This window comes from Yoonia sp. (assembly GCF_030731595.1).
Taxonomy (GTDB): domain Bacteria; phylum Pseudomonadota; class Alphaproteobacteria; order Rhodobacterales; family Rhodobacteraceae; genus Yoonia.
The window spans coordinates 80,877-97,399 of record NZ_JANQTS010000082.1; the positions used below are offsets into that span (position 1 = coordinate 80,877).

Consider the following 16,523-nt stretch of genomic DNA (forward strand, 5'->3'; position numbering starts at 1 on the left):
AGAAGCATTTGCATGGGCCGACAGCGTCTTTGACGCCACGCCTTTTTACAGGAGAATACATCATGTCACTTGGCACCATTCTGTTAATCATTGTGATTATCGCCCTTCTGGGTGGCTTTAGCGGGCGCATCGGTGGTTATGGCTACGGCTTTGGCAACTCTGGTGTCGGCGTTCTTGGTGCCGTGCTGATCATTGTGGTTGTGCTGATGCTGCTTGGCAGGCTTTGAGCCGTCGCCAGGGTCATGCAAGAAGCGGTCCGATCTGATCCAGATAGGTCGGATCGAAATCTGCAAACTCTGTCAACCGCTCGTAGTTGTCGAACGTCACATGACCATCCCGGAATGTGACCAAACCCGCCTCGCGCAGCTGCCGCAGCACCCGATTGACGTGAACGGCACTCAGCCCCATGGCGTCCGCCAAAAGGTACTGGGTCAACGGACAATCATACCCCGCCTTGCTGCCCATGCCGACCAGAGTGAGCCGTGAGCCAAGTTCCAGCAGGAAATGCCCCATCCGTTCAGCAGCGTCCCTGCGCCCGATGTCGACAAGATGTTCGACCACCATCGCCTCGTCACGCGACGCGGCCCAAAGTACGGCGGTCGCCAATCGGGGCGTCTGCGCAAAGGCCCCCAAAAGATCAGACACATGGACTTCAGTCACCTCGATATCCGTGACCGGCTCGATACTATGATCAGACATATGGAGCAGCACGCTGCGGAGCCCCAGAAAATCACCGGGGATCTGGAAATCGACTATCTGACGCTGGCCATCCTGCAAGATCTTGTAAGAGCAGGCCCACCCCGACATCAGGATATATGCAGCCTGATCCGACTGCCCCTGATGCACCAGATCGCGTCCGGCAACAAAAGTCCTGCGGCGCTTGTGAAGCCGATCAATCACGCTGATCTCAGCCTCGGACAAAGCAACAAAGGCACCCAGTTTGCGGAGAAGAGGCTCGTTCTTCATATGTTTCCCTAATTGGACGAAAAAATTTATGACTTACCAAACAAAAACCGACCTCAACTGATGTCGATCAGTACACGGCGCCACATTATTTGAGAGTTTGGATCAAGGCGATGAAGCGTCCTTCCCAAGCAATTAATCCAGAGAGGCAAATACCTGATGTCGGATCATAACATATATTCTGGCATCGCGGCGCTTTCTATTTGCGAAGCCCTGTTACTGGCGCTGAACGACGCAAATATCTTGCCCGAACGCGAGATCATGGGCATTCTTGAAGATGCAGCCGCCTCGCACGAGAATGCCGGTGGGTCCGAGGCTGAAATCGCAAGCCATAAGGCTGTCGCCACACTGATCAACAAGATTGTTGCGGGTGGCAATTCTGTTCGCCGAACATGATATTTGGTGCGTCCGGGCACTGCGGACGCTCCGTCCTGTTTGACCACCTCAAGTCCTGCTTTGCACAGGTGTTGCTGCGCGACCGGCGGGACGAAAGCCCTTGCGGTCAAAGCCCGCCAATCCACCTGAGCGACTGGCCCTGCGCGATAGGCGCTCGATCCTCAATTTCATTTATCTAATATATATATCAGGGGCTTGCGCACCATGAACTATGAAATCAACCGTCCACCAATGGCCGTCATCCTTGCCGCTGATGCCGGTGCACAGCTTGGCCCGCTGACGGATAGCAGTGCCACCTGCATGTTGCATGTCGGCGGGACCGTTATTCTGGAACGTATGATCCGCAACTGCCTCAGCTGCGGCATATCGCAATTTGTTCTTGTCCTTGGTCCCAGGGCGGACGAGATCAGGCAGGTTCTCAACAAGACCTTTCGCGGTATTCGCATCACCTATGTGATCAACACACGATACCGCGAGACCGATACAGCTTATGCATTGATGCTGGCCGCCTCTGCCGTCGGAACGGCGGCCTTCGTCACCTTCGATGCCGACTTGGTTTTCGAGGTCAAAATCCTGCGCCAGCTTGTCGACATGGAACTGCCCAATGTCCTGTGCGTCACGCGCGATCTGTCCCTTGCAGAGGGGGCATTGCAGGTTCTCGTGGATGAGGACATGCATGTGATCGATGTCGCGCGCGCCATTGATCCCAAGCTGGCGTTGGGCCGTGCAGTGGGGATCGAAAAGATCAGCGCGCGGACCGGCCCCCTCGTTTTCGCGGAGCTTGCCCTGATGATGGAAAACCCCGGCAACCTGAAAGCACCCAATGAAGCCGCTTATGCGCGGCTGGTGGACAAGGGCACGGTCGTGGATGTTCTGGATATCACCGGTTTGCAGTGGACCGCCATCAAGTCGACCGAAGACCTTGGAACCGCAAACAGGATGTTTCAGTCACCGATCACAACTGTTTCGCGTGGCCAGCAACGGGCGTTGGATGAAGACGCCAAAAAGGACACTCATCCGACTTAGCGCACGACGACATTCCGCTGGCTGTCATTGACTGGCAGCCAGTGCCTACCGCAGCCAACCCCTGCCATTCCGGCATCGGATCGTTGCATTTTGAAAGGACAGACCATGGCCAAAGGCAAAAACAGCAACAAAGAGAGCAAGAAACCCAAGCAAGAGAAACCAAAGGTTTCTGCCACCGCCAACGCCCTCTCGGCCAAGCCCGCAGTGGCGATTGCAGGAAAGAAGATCAAGTAAGGCGTACAAACCAGACAACGGGTCGCCGCGGTTTTGAACAAATGCCGGCGTGCGAGTATGGGCAGCGACCCGTTGTCACGACAGATAGGCCCGGCCGCCTTTTTGGGGATCGCGACAGATATGTCTGGCCATAAACCACCTAGAGGGCTTTTCCCGAACACTATTTGTTTGCTGAAAAGGGTCAGAAAACAGTTTCAAACGCGCGTGCACTTCTATATTATTCAATAATTAGAATATGAAGGATCGTCATGTTTCTCACACGCAGGCAAACGATGCGATGCGGCTTGGCGGCGGGGCTTTCTGCCGCTCTGCCCGCGCGCATCTGGGCACAAACCACGCTGCAAATGGGCGGCGTCACTCTTGATACCCTAAGCGACGGCAACCTTGTATTGCCCAAAAGCTTTTCACTGGGTGATACGCCACCACAGGGCGCTGACGAAATCTTGGCACGCTACGGGCTGACCGGTGACACGCTGGAACCTGATTGCAACGTGACCTTGTTGCGCTCCGGTGACCGCACGGTGCTGTTTGATGTGGGGGCGGGGCAGGAATTCATGCCCACCGCAGGCAAGCTTCTGGATGCATTCGACGCGCTCGGCCTTGATCCAAGCGAGGTGACAGACGTCGTCTTCACCCATGCCCATCCCGATCACCTTTGGGGTGTTCTGGATGATTTTGGCGACCTGATGTTCCCTGATGCGGCCTATCATATCGGGCGCGCGGAATGGGACTACTGGACCGATCCCGATACCGTTTCGACGATCGATGCTGGCCGTGTAACCTTTGCCGTCGGGGCCAAGAACCGTCTGGCAGAGCTTGAGGCGCAAATCATGCTCTTTGACGACGATCAGGAAATCCTGCCGGGTGTCGCATCGCGTCTGACGCCGGGGCACACGCCGGGCCATATGTCTTTCGAGGTCCGCATGGGCGACGAAAGCCTGATGATCGTGGGCGACAGCATCGTCAACCACCATGTCGCCTTTGAGAAACCCACTTGGCTCTCGGGCTCGGATCAGGATGCGGAGCTGGCCGCCGAGACCCGTGTATCCTTGCTCAACCAACTCAGCGACGCGCAGATGCGCCTGATCGGGTTCCATTTGCCGGGTGGTGGTTTGGGGCGTGCAGACCGCAGCGGCGACGGCTTTGTCTTTGTCGGTGAAGAGCAATGAGACCGCTTGCGGTCTTGGTGACAGCACTCTGGGCCAGCACCGCCTTGGCCAATGAAAACATCGCCGATCAGTACCCCGGCTCCGCGCTCTACAGCGCGCCGGTCGAGTTCATCCCCGGCGTCTTTAGCGCGATCGGGGCCACCGCCCCACCCACCTATGAAAACAGCGGGCATAACAACAACCTGAGCTTCATCATTACCGGCGAAGGCGTTGTGGTGATCAACGGCGGCGGGGCCTATATCCTGGCCCAAGCCCTGCATGAGGAAATCAAGGCGCGGACCGACGAACCCGTTGTTCTGGTGATCAATGAAAACGGTCAAGGCCACGCGATGCTGGGCAACTCCTATTGGGCCGAACAAGGCGTTCCGATCATCGCCCATGAAGACGCCGCAGCGGAATTTGAAGAGAACGGCTTTCAGATTCTCGAAAGCATGAAACAGGTCAATCGCGACAAGGCCGCAGGCACGTTCCTGCAAGGCCCGACCCAGACTTTTGCAGATGAATACATCCTTGAACTGGGCGATTTCCGGATCGAGGTGCGCTATCTTGGCCCTGCCCATAGTGCCGGCGATGTGGTGGTCTGGTTGCCCAATCAAAGCCTTGTGATTTCGGGCGATATGGCCTTTCACGAACGCATGTTGCCGATCTTCGAGGACACCTACACCGCTGATTGGCTCGAGACCTGGGACACGGCATTCGAACCGCTGAATGCCACCTATGTCATCCCCGGCCACGGTCACCCCACGAATATGGATATCGTGCGGCGCGAAACCAAAGGCTATCTGGAATATCTGCGCGGGCAGATCGGCGCGCATATTGATGCCGGTGGCGGTTTGGCTGATGCCTATTATGTGGACCAGTCCCCCTATGCCTATCTTGACACCTTCGAGGAACTGGCCACCAAGAATGCCGGTCGTGTCTATGAGCAGATGGAATTCGAATAGGCTCAGGCGGTGACAAGTGACGCGCGTTGCATCAGCCGGTGGGTCGTCATCGCGCCGATCCACATGCATCCCACCGCGACCCAAGCGGTCAGCGCAAAGATCGCCCCGCCCGACATGCCCGCGCCCACAGCACAGCCTCCGGCCAACATACTGCCGAAGCCCATCAAGACAGCGCCGATCAGGTAACGCTCCATCGGGGTGTCTGCGCCAAAGCGCTGGATCTTGGCCTCTCCCGTCGCCAGCGCCATGGCCCCTGCCCCAAGGAAAACGCCAGGCACCAGCCCGATGCCAAACCCGAATGGGAGTTGGGCACTATTGACCAGCCCCATGAGCGTATCCGTTGACGGACCGGTAAAGGTGACGGATGAAATCGCGACCACCTCGAAAGAGTTGATCGCCACAAAATAGGTCCCCATCCACCCCAGCGCGATCGCCGCTCCAACACACGCGGCTGCAATTGCGTGGCTGGTTTGGACGTTCTGGCGGCGGGCATGGAACAGCGCGATACCAAATGCGATGGCGGCGATGGCTGTTGCCTGCCCTGATGACATACCGATCTGACTAAGCATACTGCGCGTGGCACCACCTTCGACCAGCCACAATGATGCAAGGTTTTCCCGCAAGGGCGACAACACGCCGCGCAATGCGGATTGGGCCACAAGCGTAAGCACCAACCCCGTCATGATCGCGCGCAGGTTTCCGGTGGCAGACAAGACCAGCAACCGGCTGGCGCAACCACGCGCAAGGATCATCCCGACACCGAACATCAGCCCGCCGATAATCGCCCCTGACATGCTGCCGGTTGTCGCCAACTGGCGGCTTTGGCTGACATCCAGCCAGCCTGCTGCAATCGCACCCTGCACCGAAAAGACAGCCGCCGAGAAGGCAATAAACCAGATGGCGACGCGCGGACCAAGCTGGCCGTCTGCCACTTCTGCCGTGGCTGCCCGCAGACAAAATCGGGAGTGTTGCGCCGCCGCGCCAAAAAAGGCGCCGACCAGACCGCCCACGGCCATCAGGACAGCGCCTTCCCCGTAACGCGTGATGAGCTCTTCAAACATAGGTCGGCCTCATTGGATGCTATGGGCTAGTGCTACCCGACCGCGCCTGAAATAGCTTTGACTTGGGTCAAACCCTACTGCGCGGCCATGGGCAGCCGCGCCAGTTGGCACTGGTGCCATAGCAGTTCCAACGTGGACACCAGATGATCGATATCCGCCTCTGAATGCACTGGCGACGGTGTGATCCGCAGACGCTCTGTTCCCTTTGGCACGGTCGGATAATTGATCGGCTGGATATAGATACCGTGGTCGCGCATCAGGATGTCGGACAGGTATTTGCATTTGACCGGATCGCCCACCATCACCGGGATGATATGGCTTTCGTTGTCGAGATGCGGGATACCGATCTCATCAAGACGCGCGCGCACCTGCGCTACTTTTTCTTGCTGCGCGGTGCGTTCCACCTCGCTTTGTTTCAGATGGCGGACCGATGCAGCAGCCCCTGCTGCCACGGCGGGCGGCAAGGCGGTGGTAAAGATAAAGCCGCTGGCAAACGAGCGGACGAAATCACACAGGCTGGCGGATGCAGCGATATAGCCGCCGACGACACCGTAGGCCTTGCCCAGCGTCCCTTCGATAACCGTCAGACGGTCCATCAGTCCTTCGCGTTCGGCAATGCCACCTCCGCGCGGACCGTAAAGGCCAACGGCATGGACCTCATCAAGATAGGTCATGGCGTTGTATTTGTCTGCCAGATCACAAATCGCGGCAATCGGAGAGATATCCCCGTCCATCGAATACACGCTCTCGAAGGCGATCAGCTTGGGCCGCTCCAAAGGCTGTGCCGCCAAGAGCGCTTCAAGATGCTCCACGTCATTGTGTCGCCAGATTTGGCGCTCGGCTTTGGAGTGGCGGATGCCCTCGATCATGCTGGCATGGTTCAGCGCATCGGACAGCACCAGACAGTCCGGGATTTGCGACGCGAGCGTGCCTAAAGCGGCCCAGTTGGATACATAGCCGCTCGTGAACAGCAGCGCCGCTTCCTTGCCGTGCAGATCCGCCAGTTCAGCCTCTAGCAGGACGTGGTGATGGGTTGTTCCGGAAATATTGCGCGTCCCGCCTGCACCGGCACCGACCTTGTCGAGCGCCGTATGCATTGCGGAGATCACGTCAGGATGCTGGCCCATCCCCAGATAGTCGTTGGAACACCAGATCGTCACTTCACGGGTCTTTTCGCCATGATTTGTTGCCTTCGGAAAGGCCCCGCGATGCCGCTCGAGATCAGCGAAAACGCGGTAATTGCCTTCATCGTGCAACTGCGTCAAAGCAGCCGCAAAAAACCCCTGATAATCCATACTCTTCCTTAGCCGCCAATTGCTTCTTGAATGATGTCGTCCAGAAGAGTCTGCACCTTCTGCATCTCGCCCTCCGGGTAGGTGCGGTGACCGATCATGACCGCGCCATCCATCTCGGCCACGAAGATCCCATAGGGGCAATGCGCGATATTCATCGGATCAGCCTCCATGACCTCGCGCGACAGTTGGGCAGAGCAGAACAGAAAGATGTCCGCCGCCTCGAACAGTTGAACATCGCTGCCCACGTCAGCCCCCGTGCGGCTCAGCATCTCGCCTGTATGACTGACATAATCAATCACAAGACCTCTTCCGATGATGGCATTCTCGACCGAGAAGGCGGCATCGCCGAAGCTGCCATCAAAGGGATAGGTGACCGCCTCTTGTGCGACGACAGGCGTTGCCAGCAAACCCATGACCGCGCCGATAATTGTATGTTTCATTTCACATCCTCCATTGGCGAGAGTCTTGCAGATTTCGGGGAAACGGGCCCTGACTTAGATCAAGGCCCGCGTCTGTTCTAGCCGAACATGTCGGCGACAATGCCGTCGTACCAGCCGACCGATTCAAGGTAGGTTGCTTCGCGCAATTCGGCACTTTCGCCGGTCTGGCTGACAAAACCCTCAACCTGCGCGATCTTTTCTGCGGTGGCCTCGTAGGTCGCCCCCACCTTGACGCCATCATTGGTATCGATGAGCGACCAGCAAGTATTTGCAAACCGCGCCGGAAAGATCGTGGAACCGGTAAGCGCGCCGCGCACAGCATTGGCGCAGACCTTGGCCTGACTATTGGCCGAGAAGCCGGACTTAGGCATGTCGCCCTGTGCGGCCGCATCACCCAGAACGTGGATATTCTCATCCATTTTCGAGGACATGTCGGCGGCGTTCACGGGGGCCCAGTTCCCTTCGGTGATGCCTGCGATCTCTGCTATGCGGCCTGCTTTCATGGCGGGGATCACGTTGCAGACATCCACATTGGTGACATCACCGTCAATCGACAAGGTCATGGCATCGGGATCAACCGCGACATCTGCGCCGCCAAAATCTGGCCCGATCCGTTCGATCATGCCATCATAGTGCGTGCTCCAGCCTTCCTGGAACAGTCCCTGCTTTGAGAAGCTTTCCTTGGGATCGGCAATCAGGATCTTGGCGGTTGGATTGTTCTGCTTGAGCAGATGCGCCACCATCGATACCCGTTCGTATGGTCCAGGCGGGCAGCGATAGGGATTGGGTGGTGCGACCATGGCAAAGACACCGCCCTGCGGCATCGCCATGATCTGCGCTTTCAGCAGTTCAGTCTGCGATCCGGCCTTATAGGCATGGGGCATCGCGTTCTGTGCAGAAATATCCCACCCCGGCACGGCCCCATCGACAAAGTCGATACCGGGCGAGAGGATCAGCTTGTCATAAGGCAGGCTGGCACCCCCTGCGAGCGTCACCGTCTTGGCGTCGCGGTCGATACCGATGGCCCAGTCATGGACGACGTTGATGCCATAAGCGGCGGCAAGCGTGCCATAGCTATGGCCCAGTGATCCCATCTCGCGGAATCCGCCCAGATAGAGGTTTGAGAAGAAGCAGGTGTAATAGGTGCGCGATGGTTCGACCAAAGTCACATCAATCGCTCCCGCACTGTCTTTGGCGATATAGCGTGCAGCCGTGGCGCCTCCCGCGCCGCCGCCGATCACAACAACACGGGGTTTGCCTTGCGCGCGCACCATCGGCGCGGATAGCAGGCCGGCAGTGACAACAGCCGTGCCAAGAAACGTCCTTCTGTTAAAAGTCATGTCTTCCTCCCTAAGTTTGAGGCGCCATTCATTTGACGCTCTCGAAATATGCAGCAAGGGCTGCAATCTCTTCGTCCGACAGCCGCCCTGCCATCATCTGCATGACAGGGTTGACGCGGACTCCCACCTTGTAGGCGTGCATGGCGGTCACGAAGTTCTCGGCCGGCCAGTTGGTGATTGATGGGATCCCCCCGCCAGCGCCACTGACCTGATGACAGGATGTACATTCGCCCGACAGATATTCGCCGTAAGCCGGATCCCCTACGATCGCGAGAATTTCAGGGGCGACGGAATGGTCCACCGCGACAGACGTCGGTGCGGCTTCTGGGATGTTTGACGGATTGGCCGAGAAAAGCCGCAGATAGGCCAAGAGATCATCGCGATCCTGCTGGTCCTTCATGCCCCGAAATCCCATGCGGGTGTCGGATACCAAGGCGCGCGGGTTCTCCACATAGGCGTCGAGTGTTTCGAAAGTCCACTTCAGCCCACCGGCCGCAGCCCGGGTCAAACCGGCAGAATAGCGATATCCTTCGGCGGAACCCGGTGACCTGTCGAAGATATTGTTGAGATGCGGACCGACAGTGTCCCGCGCATCTGGCCCGACCTGATGGCAGGCGCTGCATTGGCGAAACAGGTCTTCGCCCCGCTCTGGGTCGCCACCTGCATCGGCATGGGCAGCCCCGGCGAATGTGATCAAAACCAGTGTCAGGAGCCGCGTCACCATCAGTCGTCAAAGCTCTCCATATAAGCGATCAGCGCGGCAATATCCTCTGCGTTGCGCACGCCACGGAACGACATCTTTGTGCCAGACATCGTGCCGCGCGGATCGGCGAGGAAGGCTTCAAGGCTCTCGGCGGTCCAGACATCGCCAGCGGCGGCGGCATTTTGAAACACAGATGAATAGCGGAAGCCTTCGACAGCCCCCATCGTGCTGCCGATCATGCCGTGCAACGCAGGGCCGGTCCGGTTCACCGCACCCTCGCCGATCTGGTGACAGGCAGAACACTGACGGAAAAGACCCTCGCCCGCTGCAATCAAGGCGGGATCAACGGCAGGTGCCGCCGGCTCGACAACTGCGGCCTCTTCCACCACAGCGTCTTGCGTGACAGCCACGTCTTCGGTCTCTGGCGTCACATCCAAGACACTCGCGTGCATCGTGATTTCGGCGCTGTCCTTGCAGTTTTCCATGCAAACCGCAGCAGAGAAGACGGGCAGTTCCGTCTCGGCCCGATCATCCATGAAGAAATTGCCGGCGTTGGGCATTTCCACTTCGAGGAAGTTTTCGTTGCTCAGCTCGAAATCGTCCGGGACCACATCGTTCATGTAAAGCAGATAGGCCGTGATCGAATAGACCTCGTCAGGCTCCAGCGATTGTGCCTCGCCAAAGGGCATTGCGCGGTAGATGTAGTCATAGACCGTCGACAAATAGGGCCAGTAGGACCCGATTGTCTTGACCGGGTCCCTATTGGTCAGAGTCCCTGCACCGCCAGCAAGAACAGGCCAGCGTCCTGTGCCCTCGCCAAAGTCACCGTGACACACGGCGCATTTCTCGACAAAGACCTCTTCGCCGGTAAAGACATCGCCGCTGCCCACAGGCAACCCCAGACCGTCAGGCCGGATGTCGATATCCCATGCCGCGACCTCTTCGGGCAATGCCGCGCGGCCAAGGCCAAGCGTGTCTTGCGCAAACGCAGGCGCAGCAAGCAAGACAGCCGCGCCGATTGGTGCCAGAAATTTAAGAGATTTCGACATTTTCAGCGACCCCCTGTTCGTCCACGGCCCAGGTTTGAATGCCGTTGTTGTGATAGATTGAGTTTTCGCCACGCACGCTGCGCAACTGTTCTTTCGTAGGCTGCACATAGCCGGTGCTGTCATGCGCACGGCTTTGCAAAAGCATCGGTTTGCCGTCCCAGTTGAACTCGTAATAAAAGCGGTGCATCGACTTGTTCAGGCTCGGCCCTGAAATCCGCGCCGCGTGCCAGTTGATGCCGCCGTCGATTGTCACGTCCACACGCGGGATCGTACCGCGACCGGACCACGCAACGCCTGTCATCACAACCGGACCGGGGCCATGGGTGATCGGCTTTTGCGGGCTGGGGCTGGTGATGACGGATTTCGCATCCATCTCCCACGTAAAGCGGCGCGCCTGACCATTGGCCAGAAGATCGGTGTATTTGCTGGTTTCTTCGCGGTGGTGCCAGGGTTCATCGCCGACTTCGATGCGGCGCAGCCACTTGACCCACATATTGCCTTCCCAACCGGGAACGACCAAGCGCACAGGATAGCCCTGCTCGGGACGCAGAGCCTCGCCGTTCATCTTGAAGGCGACAAGACAGTCATCCATCGCCTTTTCCATCGGGATCGAACGGGTCATCGCTGATGCATCGGCACCTTCAGGCAGCAACCATTTGCCTGTGGTCTTGACACCGGCCTCTTGCAGGATCAGCCGCAGCGGGACGCCAGTGTACATCACGTTATGGATCATGCCGTGGGTGAACTGGCAGCCGTTCAACTGCGCGCCTGCCCATTCCATGCCGGTATTGGCTGCACATTCAAGGAAATAGACGTGGTTTTCGCGTGGAAAGCGCATCAGGTCTTCCATGGTAAAGACCAGAGGTCGGTCCACCAGACCGTTGATCATCAAGCGGTATTCGCCGGGATCGACCTCTGCCACACCCGCATGGTGGCGCTCGAAGCACAGACCGTTGGGCGTGATGATCCCGTCCAATTCATGCAGCGGCGTAAAGTTGATGGAACTGACCGGATCGGCGGTCAGCCACGGCACGTTCTGACGGCGCACATGCGCCTCGAACTTTGACGGCATCCCGTATGGGGCCTCGTCCACACCGGCGCCCAGGAACTGTGCCCAAGGCTGTTTTTCCAAAATCGCGGGGTCACCTTCGGCGCGGGCCATGCCTGCACCACCCACCAAGGCCGCACCACCCGCTGCGGCACCGCGCAGAAAGTTCCGGCGCGACGGCTTCATACCTTTGTAAATCTCGCTCATCTCTGGTCCTCTTTTCTTATGCGCCAACGACTTGCACGGAGGTGTTGGGTTCAACCGACACCGTGCCTTGCTTGCGAATGTAATCTTCAACAACGTCCCAAATCGGCGGGCCTTCGGTGCCTTCGTTGACAGAGGCCCAACCGGCGACAACATAGGTCTTGGCGGGATCAATCGCCTCGCCCGTGCGTGTCAGGGTCATATCGGAAATGCGGCTGCCAATCGGCTGATTGATATCGATCCGGTAGCCCATCCCGCCTATGCGGACCATGTCACCGCCCTGCTGGTAATAAGGGTCGGTATTGAACAGATTGTCGGCCACATCTTCCAGAATGGTATGGATGAATTCGCCAGTCATTTCCGTGCGGTACGCATTGGGATAGGTCATCGAGGTCACGTTAAAGATATCCTCGCGCGTGATCTCTTGGCCCGGCATGATCGACGGCCCCCAGCGCACGCCCGGCGACATCGAGATATCGGCGTCGCGTTCCTGAATCAGGGCTTCGCAGATCAGGTCATCCCATGATCCGTTGAAGTTGCCGCGCCGGTAAAGCAGCGTGTCGTCTGCCGTCTTGCCAATCACTTCGGTCAGGTCGGCAAGGAAGGGCGCGCGTTCCGCGTCAATCGCGGCGCTCACGTCGGCATCGGGCGTGATGACGTCCGAGAAGATCGGGATCAGCTTGTGACGGAAACCCATCATCCGGCCGTCCCGCACATCCAGATCGACGCGGCTGACGAATTTGCCGTTAGAGCCCGAGGCGATGATGATCGTCTCGCCGATCAAAACCGGCTCTGGCAGCGCGTCATGGGTGTGACCGGCAAGGATCACGTCGATCCCCGTCACGCGCTCTGCCATCTTCTTGTCCACGTCAAAGCCGTTATGCGACAGACAGACCACCAGTTCGGCACCCTGCCCACGCACCTCGTCCACCATTTCCTGCATGCGCTGGTCGCGGATACCGAAGGAGTATTCAGGGAACATCCAGCCGGGGTTTGCGATCGGCATATAGGGAAAGGCCTGACCGATCACGGCAACCTTGACGCCACCTGTTTCGTAGAATTGGTAAGGCGCGAAGTCCTCGGCCGGTTCGTCCCATTCCACATCAAAGATGTTCTGGCCCAGTGCCGCGAAAGGCAAATCGCCCACAATCTCGCGGACCCGGTCGGACCCCAGCGTGAATTCCCAGTGGAAGGTCATCGCATCAGGCTTGAGAAGATTCATGACGTTTACAACGTCTTGCCCTGCGGTCTTGTGGCAGGTGTAAGAGCCGTGCCATGTATCGCCGCCATCCAGCAGCAGGGCATCGGGGCGATCCGCGCGGATGCTGTTCACGACGGTCGCAACACGGTCCATACCGCCCATCTTGCCATAGGTCTGACCAAGGGCAGCAAAGTCGTCATAGCTCAGCGCGTAATGGGACGCGCTGCCATCGTCGATCCCATAAAGCTTGCGGAAGTCGGCACCGGTGATGTGGGGCACCTGCCCCTTGTTGCTGCCGACACCCAGATTGATCTCGGGCTCGCGGAACCAGATCGGTTTGAGTTGGGCGTGAATGTCGGTGATATGGATCAACGAGACATTTCCGAAGGTGTCAAACTGGAGCAGATCACTTTGGCTCAGCGCCTGCTGCGCGGCCAGTTTGCCCCAGTTGCCGAACCCCGAAGCACCGACAATCGCCGAAGCGGCCATGCTGGCTTGCAAAAAATCACGCCGAGAAATCATTTCTATTGTCCAGTTCTCGATTTTCACATTCGGTATTTTGAATGTTTAAGGAAAAAGAAAGGCCGCCCCCGGTTACCCGGACGCGGCCAGTTCAGGGAGGTTAGTTGCGGACAGACGGTCCTTCGACCGACAGCCCGTTGCCGCGTGAAGCCACGTAAAGCTCTAGAGCAATCAGTTCTTCAACGCCGACGCCATAAGTCTCGCCGCGCGTGTCACGAATACAACCACGGAAGCGGGATTGTACTCCGTTAAGCTGCGCATTCTTCAGACGATAGGTTGGAAAGCCGTTGATCTGACCTTGGCTCAAATGGTCCGAACGGATGTTGTTGCCATAGTTGTCTTCGTGGCAGTTCGCACAGGACAGATCCAGTTGACCAAAGCGGGTATAGTAGATCTCGCGGCCCAGTTCCCACATGGACTGTGCAGGACCATCAATGGCCACATCAACAGGCATCCCGCGCGAAACCGATGCGATCAGGGCTTCCATGTTGATCATTTCTTTGCCGTCGTATTTCCAAGCCTCGGCGCCCATCCGTTCGGTACGGCAGCCGTTGACCTGCATCGCGATGGTGCGCACTTCTTCGGCCTCGTCGTTCCACTTGGGATAAACAGCACGTACACCGGCCAAGCTCTCTGGCTCTCCGTGACAGGCGGCGCATGAATTTCCTGCAGTGCCATCCACGGTGTTCCAGGCATCAATAGCGTCATCGACAAAAATCATGCCTGGATTTTCGAAGTCATCCATCTGCAACGACTGTGTCTCGTCAGACCGGAACACCCAGCCTGAATAGATCGTGCCAAGTTGCGCGACATGCTCGGGCGCGTCGGTGCGCACAGTGATCTCGATATCACCGTTGATCACCAGATTTGCTTCTTCATCGGCCTGCGCCGCCAGAGCCGCAAAAAGTGCGCCCGCGACAACCCCACCTCTAAACAGTAATTTCATGGATATTGGCCCTCCCTGGCGCATACACTGTCGTTACCCGACGGTGATCTCTTTGCTGTCGGTGTAGACAGACCCATCGTCGTCGTACCATGTGAACTCAAATGTTCCGCTTTCGGGAACAATTGCCTGGAACTCGAAATACGGGTTCGTCGAAATCGCTGGCTCCATCGTCACATCAATGACGGGTTCGCCGTTGAAGGTGCAGGTGAAGCGGTTGATGATCGACCGCGGGATCGGGTTGCCGTCGCCATCTTTGCGCTGGCCCGATTCCATCGTGTGGCTGATCAGTGTCTTGATCGTGATTTCTTCGCCGGCTGTTGCGTCACTGGGAACGCGCACGCGGGGTTTTACATTATCTGCCATTTTATCTTTCCCTCACTCAGCCGCCGCAGCCGCCGATGGTGACTTTTACTTCCTGACTGGCTTGCACAAAGCTGCCGTCAGGCATCCGCGCAATTGCAATAACGTCCTGTGTTCCGGCAAGCCGGATACGGGTGGACGCGGATTGCTGGGCCGCAAGCGGGCCAAAGTTGAATGTTGCAACGTCTGGCGTCGGGTTGCCTGCCGCGAAAACGATGATCGCTTCGGCACCGGGAGCGCTGACTTCGATCGGCACGGTATTGCCGTTCTCTGCAATCTCCGGGGCAATCAAAGTGATACCGCCGGTTCCGACAGCTGCACCGCCGGTAAAGGCTGTGATATTGTCCTCAACAGCGGCGAAGGCCCGGAACGGTAAAATCGCTGCGACAGCGGACCCAAACGCCATCAAGAGCGTATGTCTGCGTGTAAGTTTCATAGTATCTCCTGTGTGTATGCTGGTCACAGATCAGTCTTGCAAAGTCTGAAGGTAAGCCACGACATCTTCGATTTCCTGCGCGGTCAGCAGTGGGGCCAGTTCGCCCTCTGCCGCCTTGCCGGTAAAAGCATTGCCCGGACGGTTAAAACCGCTGGTGCGGTAAAAGGCTGGCATGATGGTGCCTTCGAACGTCATTTTTGGATTGGCCAGGATGCCGCGCAGTTCTTCGGCTGTCCGATAGCCGCCGACGCCGTCCAAGATCGGCCCAACGTCACCGTGGAACGGATATTCTTGCAATGCCGTAACCTGATGGCAGGCAATGCAGTTGCCCTTGCCCCGCGATACCATGATTTGCAGACCGGCAGCCGGATCACCAGCCTGCCCTGAAAGGGACGCTTCGACTTCTCCGTATTCACTGAAAACCACGTTGTCTGGCGCGACATCCTCGGCGAATGCGAGCGTCGCTGCGACTGTGAAAGCGCTGGCTGTTATTATACGCTTCATGTTCCCTCCCTGGATCACAAATACCTCTTGTATACCGTAGACTACGAAACCCAAGAGTCGCAACATCAAAATCAACTATTTGAATGTTTATATATAAAAAGCTGATTTTACTCAGAAATTCCCTGCTCCTGAATGATCCGCGCATGATACTTCTGGAAGGATTCATCGCCCAGATAGCCCTCTGCGGTGATCCAGTTGAGCAAATTCAGCGTCGTCCAGCGACCGAACGCGCCCGGCATGACCGCAACTGCGGCCTGCGTAGCCGTGACATCCTCGGGAACCTCTTGCGGGAAGAACATCATCGTGGGCGTGAACAGCGCGTTCCAGCGCCGCACCATGTCTTTTTCCGGCAATGTCGTGCCGTCAAAGTCGGTGACTTCCACATCGCCGAACATATTGATCTGGATGACAAAGAACTGGTCATTCAGAGCCGCGTCGATTTCAGGCATCGGGAAAACCTCTTCGTGCATCTTCGTGCAATAGATGCAGCCGCGCTGTTCGATAATGATCAGCAAACGCTTGCCCTCGGCATTCGCCTCTTCCAGATCCTCGCGCAGGTCCTTGAAGGTGTCGCGCATCCAATCGGTCTTGTGCAGCCCGTCGTCCCCCAAAGTGGCGGCGAATGCAGGCAGGGCCAGAACAAGAGCGGCGGCAGTCACAATACGACGTAGAAACATGGTCT

At 57.7% G+C, this 16,523-nt stretch carries 20 protein-coding genes; 6 read left to right on the plus strand and 14 right to left on the minus strand.

The features are described 5' to 3' along the window. Positions 1-62 precede the first annotated feature (62 nt). Complete coding sequence (locus NWQ23_RS09285) at positions 63-227, plus strand: DUF3309 family protein (RefSeq protein WP_306166011.1); 165 nt, start codon at positions 63-65, stop codon at positions 225-227. Between the two features lie 13 nt (positions 228-240). Here NWQ23_RS09285 and NWQ23_RS09290 read toward each other — a convergent pair whose 3' ends face one another. Beyond that, the gene (locus NWQ23_RS09290; RefSeq protein ID WP_306166012.1) at positions 241-966 is read right to left on the minus strand and encodes a Crp/Fnr family transcriptional regulator; all 726 of its coding nucleotides are present in this window, start codon (positions 964-966) and stop codon (positions 241-243) included. A gap of 156 nt (positions 967-1,122) precedes the next feature. Here NWQ23_RS09290 and NWQ23_RS09295 point away from each other — a divergent pair, with 156 nt between their 5' ends. From NWQ23_RS09295 to NWQ23_RS09315, 5 genes are all read left to right on the plus strand, one after another. Then, positions 1,123-1,359 (plus strand): hypothetical protein, encoded by a 237-nt coding sequence (locus NWQ23_RS09295; RefSeq protein ID WP_306166013.1) that lies wholly within the window; start codon positions 1,123-1,125, stop codon positions 1,357-1,359. Positions 1,360-1,563: 204 nt separating this feature from the next. After that, on the plus strand, positions 1,564-2,385 hold the full coding sequence (locus NWQ23_RS09300; protein ID WP_306166014.1) for a sugar phosphate nucleotidyltransferase: 822 nt from the start codon (positions 1,564-1,566) through the stop codon (positions 2,383-2,385). A gap of 105 nt (positions 2,386-2,490) precedes the next feature. Beyond that, the gene (locus NWQ23_RS09305; RefSeq protein ID WP_306166015.1) at positions 2,491-2,619 is read left to right on the plus strand and encodes a hypothetical protein; all 129 of its coding nucleotides are present in this window, start codon (positions 2,491-2,493) and stop codon (positions 2,617-2,619) included. 248 nt (positions 2,620-2,867) lie between these two features. Then, positions 2,868-3,788 carry an MBL fold metallo-hydrolase gene (locus tag NWQ23_RS09310; protein WP_306166016.1) on the plus strand — a complete coding sequence of 307 codons (921 nt, stop codon included), beginning with the start codon at positions 2,868-2,870 and terminating at the stop codon, positions 3,786-3,788. Next, positions 3,785-4,732 (plus strand): MBL fold metallo-hydrolase, encoded by a 948-nt coding sequence (locus NWQ23_RS09315; protein ID WP_306166017.1) that lies wholly within the window; start codon positions 3,785-3,787, stop codon positions 4,730-4,732. The genes NWQ23_RS09310 and NWQ23_RS09315 overlap by 4 nt, the downstream gene beginning before the upstream one ends. A 2-nt stretch (positions 4,733-4,734) precedes the next feature. On the opposite strand, the gene NWQ23_RS09320 is transcribed toward NWQ23_RS09315, so the two are convergent. From NWQ23_RS09320 to NWQ23_RS09380, 13 genes are all read right to left on the minus strand, one after another. Next, positions 4,735-5,793, minus strand: coding sequence for a YeeE/YedE family protein (locus NWQ23_RS09320; protein ID WP_306166018.1), 1,059 nt, complete (start codon positions 5,791-5,793; stop codon positions 4,735-4,737). A gap of 74 nt (positions 5,794-5,867) precedes the next feature. Further along, positions 5,868-7,088 (minus strand): 5-aminolevulinate synthase, encoded by a 1,221-nt coding sequence (gene hemA / locus NWQ23_RS09325; RefSeq protein WP_306166019.1) that lies wholly within the window; start codon positions 7,086-7,088, stop codon positions 5,868-5,870. A gap of 8 nt (positions 7,089-7,096) precedes the next feature. Next, positions 7,097-7,528: a DUF302 domain-containing protein gene (locus tag NWQ23_RS09330; RefSeq protein WP_306166020.1), complete on the minus strand. Its 432-nt coding sequence runs from the start codon at positions 7,526-7,528 to the stop codon at positions 7,097-7,099. 77 nt (positions 7,529-7,605) lie between these two features. Next, positions 7,606-8,868, minus strand: coding sequence for an NAD(P)/FAD-dependent oxidoreductase (locus tag NWQ23_RS09335; protein WP_306166021.1), 1,263 nt, complete (start codon positions 8,866-8,868; stop codon positions 7,606-7,608). 28 nt (positions 8,869-8,896) lie between these two features. Next, the gene (locus NWQ23_RS09340; RefSeq protein ID WP_306166022.1) at positions 8,897-9,592 is read right to left on the minus strand and encodes a c-type cytochrome; all 696 of its coding nucleotides are present in this window, start codon (positions 9,590-9,592) and stop codon (positions 8,897-8,899) included. Further along, positions 9,592-10,620 carry a c-type cytochrome gene (locus NWQ23_RS09345; RefSeq protein ID WP_306166024.1) on the minus strand — a complete coding sequence of 343 codons (1,029 nt, stop codon included), beginning with the start codon at positions 10,618-10,620 and terminating at the stop codon, positions 9,592-9,594. Before NWQ23_RS09345 ends, NWQ23_RS09340 begins: the two co-directional genes overlap by 1 nt. After that, positions 10,604-11,875, minus strand: a complete 1,272-nt coding sequence (soxC, locus tag NWQ23_RS09350; protein WP_306166025.1) for a sulfite dehydrogenase — start codon at positions 11,873-11,875, stop codon at positions 10,604-10,606. Before soxC ends, NWQ23_RS09345 begins: the two co-directional genes overlap by 17 nt. Before the next feature lie 16 nt (positions 11,876-11,891). Beyond that, on the minus strand, positions 11,892-13,595 hold the full coding sequence (gene soxB / locus NWQ23_RS09355) for a thiosulfohydrolase SoxB (protein WP_306166026.1): 1,704 nt from the start codon (positions 13,593-13,595) through the stop codon (positions 11,892-11,894). A 100-nt stretch (positions 13,596-13,695) separates the two neighbouring features. Continuing rightward, positions 13,696-14,541: a sulfur oxidation c-type cytochrome SoxA gene (soxA, locus tag NWQ23_RS09360; RefSeq protein ID WP_306166027.1), complete on the minus strand. Its 846-nt coding sequence runs from the start codon at positions 14,539-14,541 to the stop codon at positions 13,696-13,698. 33 nt (positions 14,542-14,574) lie between these two features. Then, positions 14,575-14,904 carry a thiosulfate oxidation carrier complex protein SoxZ gene (gene soxZ / locus NWQ23_RS09365; RefSeq protein ID WP_306166028.1) on the minus strand — a complete coding sequence of 110 codons (330 nt, stop codon included), beginning with the start codon at positions 14,902-14,904 and terminating at the stop codon, positions 14,575-14,577. 16 nt (positions 14,905-14,920) lie between these two features. Beyond that, the gene (soxY, locus tag NWQ23_RS09370; protein ID WP_306166029.1) at positions 14,921-15,337 is read right to left on the minus strand and encodes a thiosulfate oxidation carrier protein SoxY; all 417 of its coding nucleotides are present in this window, start codon (positions 15,335-15,337) and stop codon (positions 14,921-14,923) included. A gap of 30 nt (positions 15,338-15,367) precedes the next feature. Further along, complete coding sequence (soxX, locus tag NWQ23_RS09375; RefSeq protein WP_306166030.1) at positions 15,368-15,841, minus strand: sulfur oxidation c-type cytochrome SoxX; 474 nt, start codon at positions 15,839-15,841, stop codon at positions 15,368-15,370. 107 nt (positions 15,842-15,948) lie between these two features. Continuing rightward, positions 15,949-16,518, minus strand: a complete 570-nt coding sequence (locus tag NWQ23_RS09380; RefSeq protein WP_306166031.1) for a thioredoxin family protein — start codon at positions 16,516-16,518, stop codon at positions 15,949-15,951. Positions 16,519-16,523: the final 5 nt, after the last annotated feature.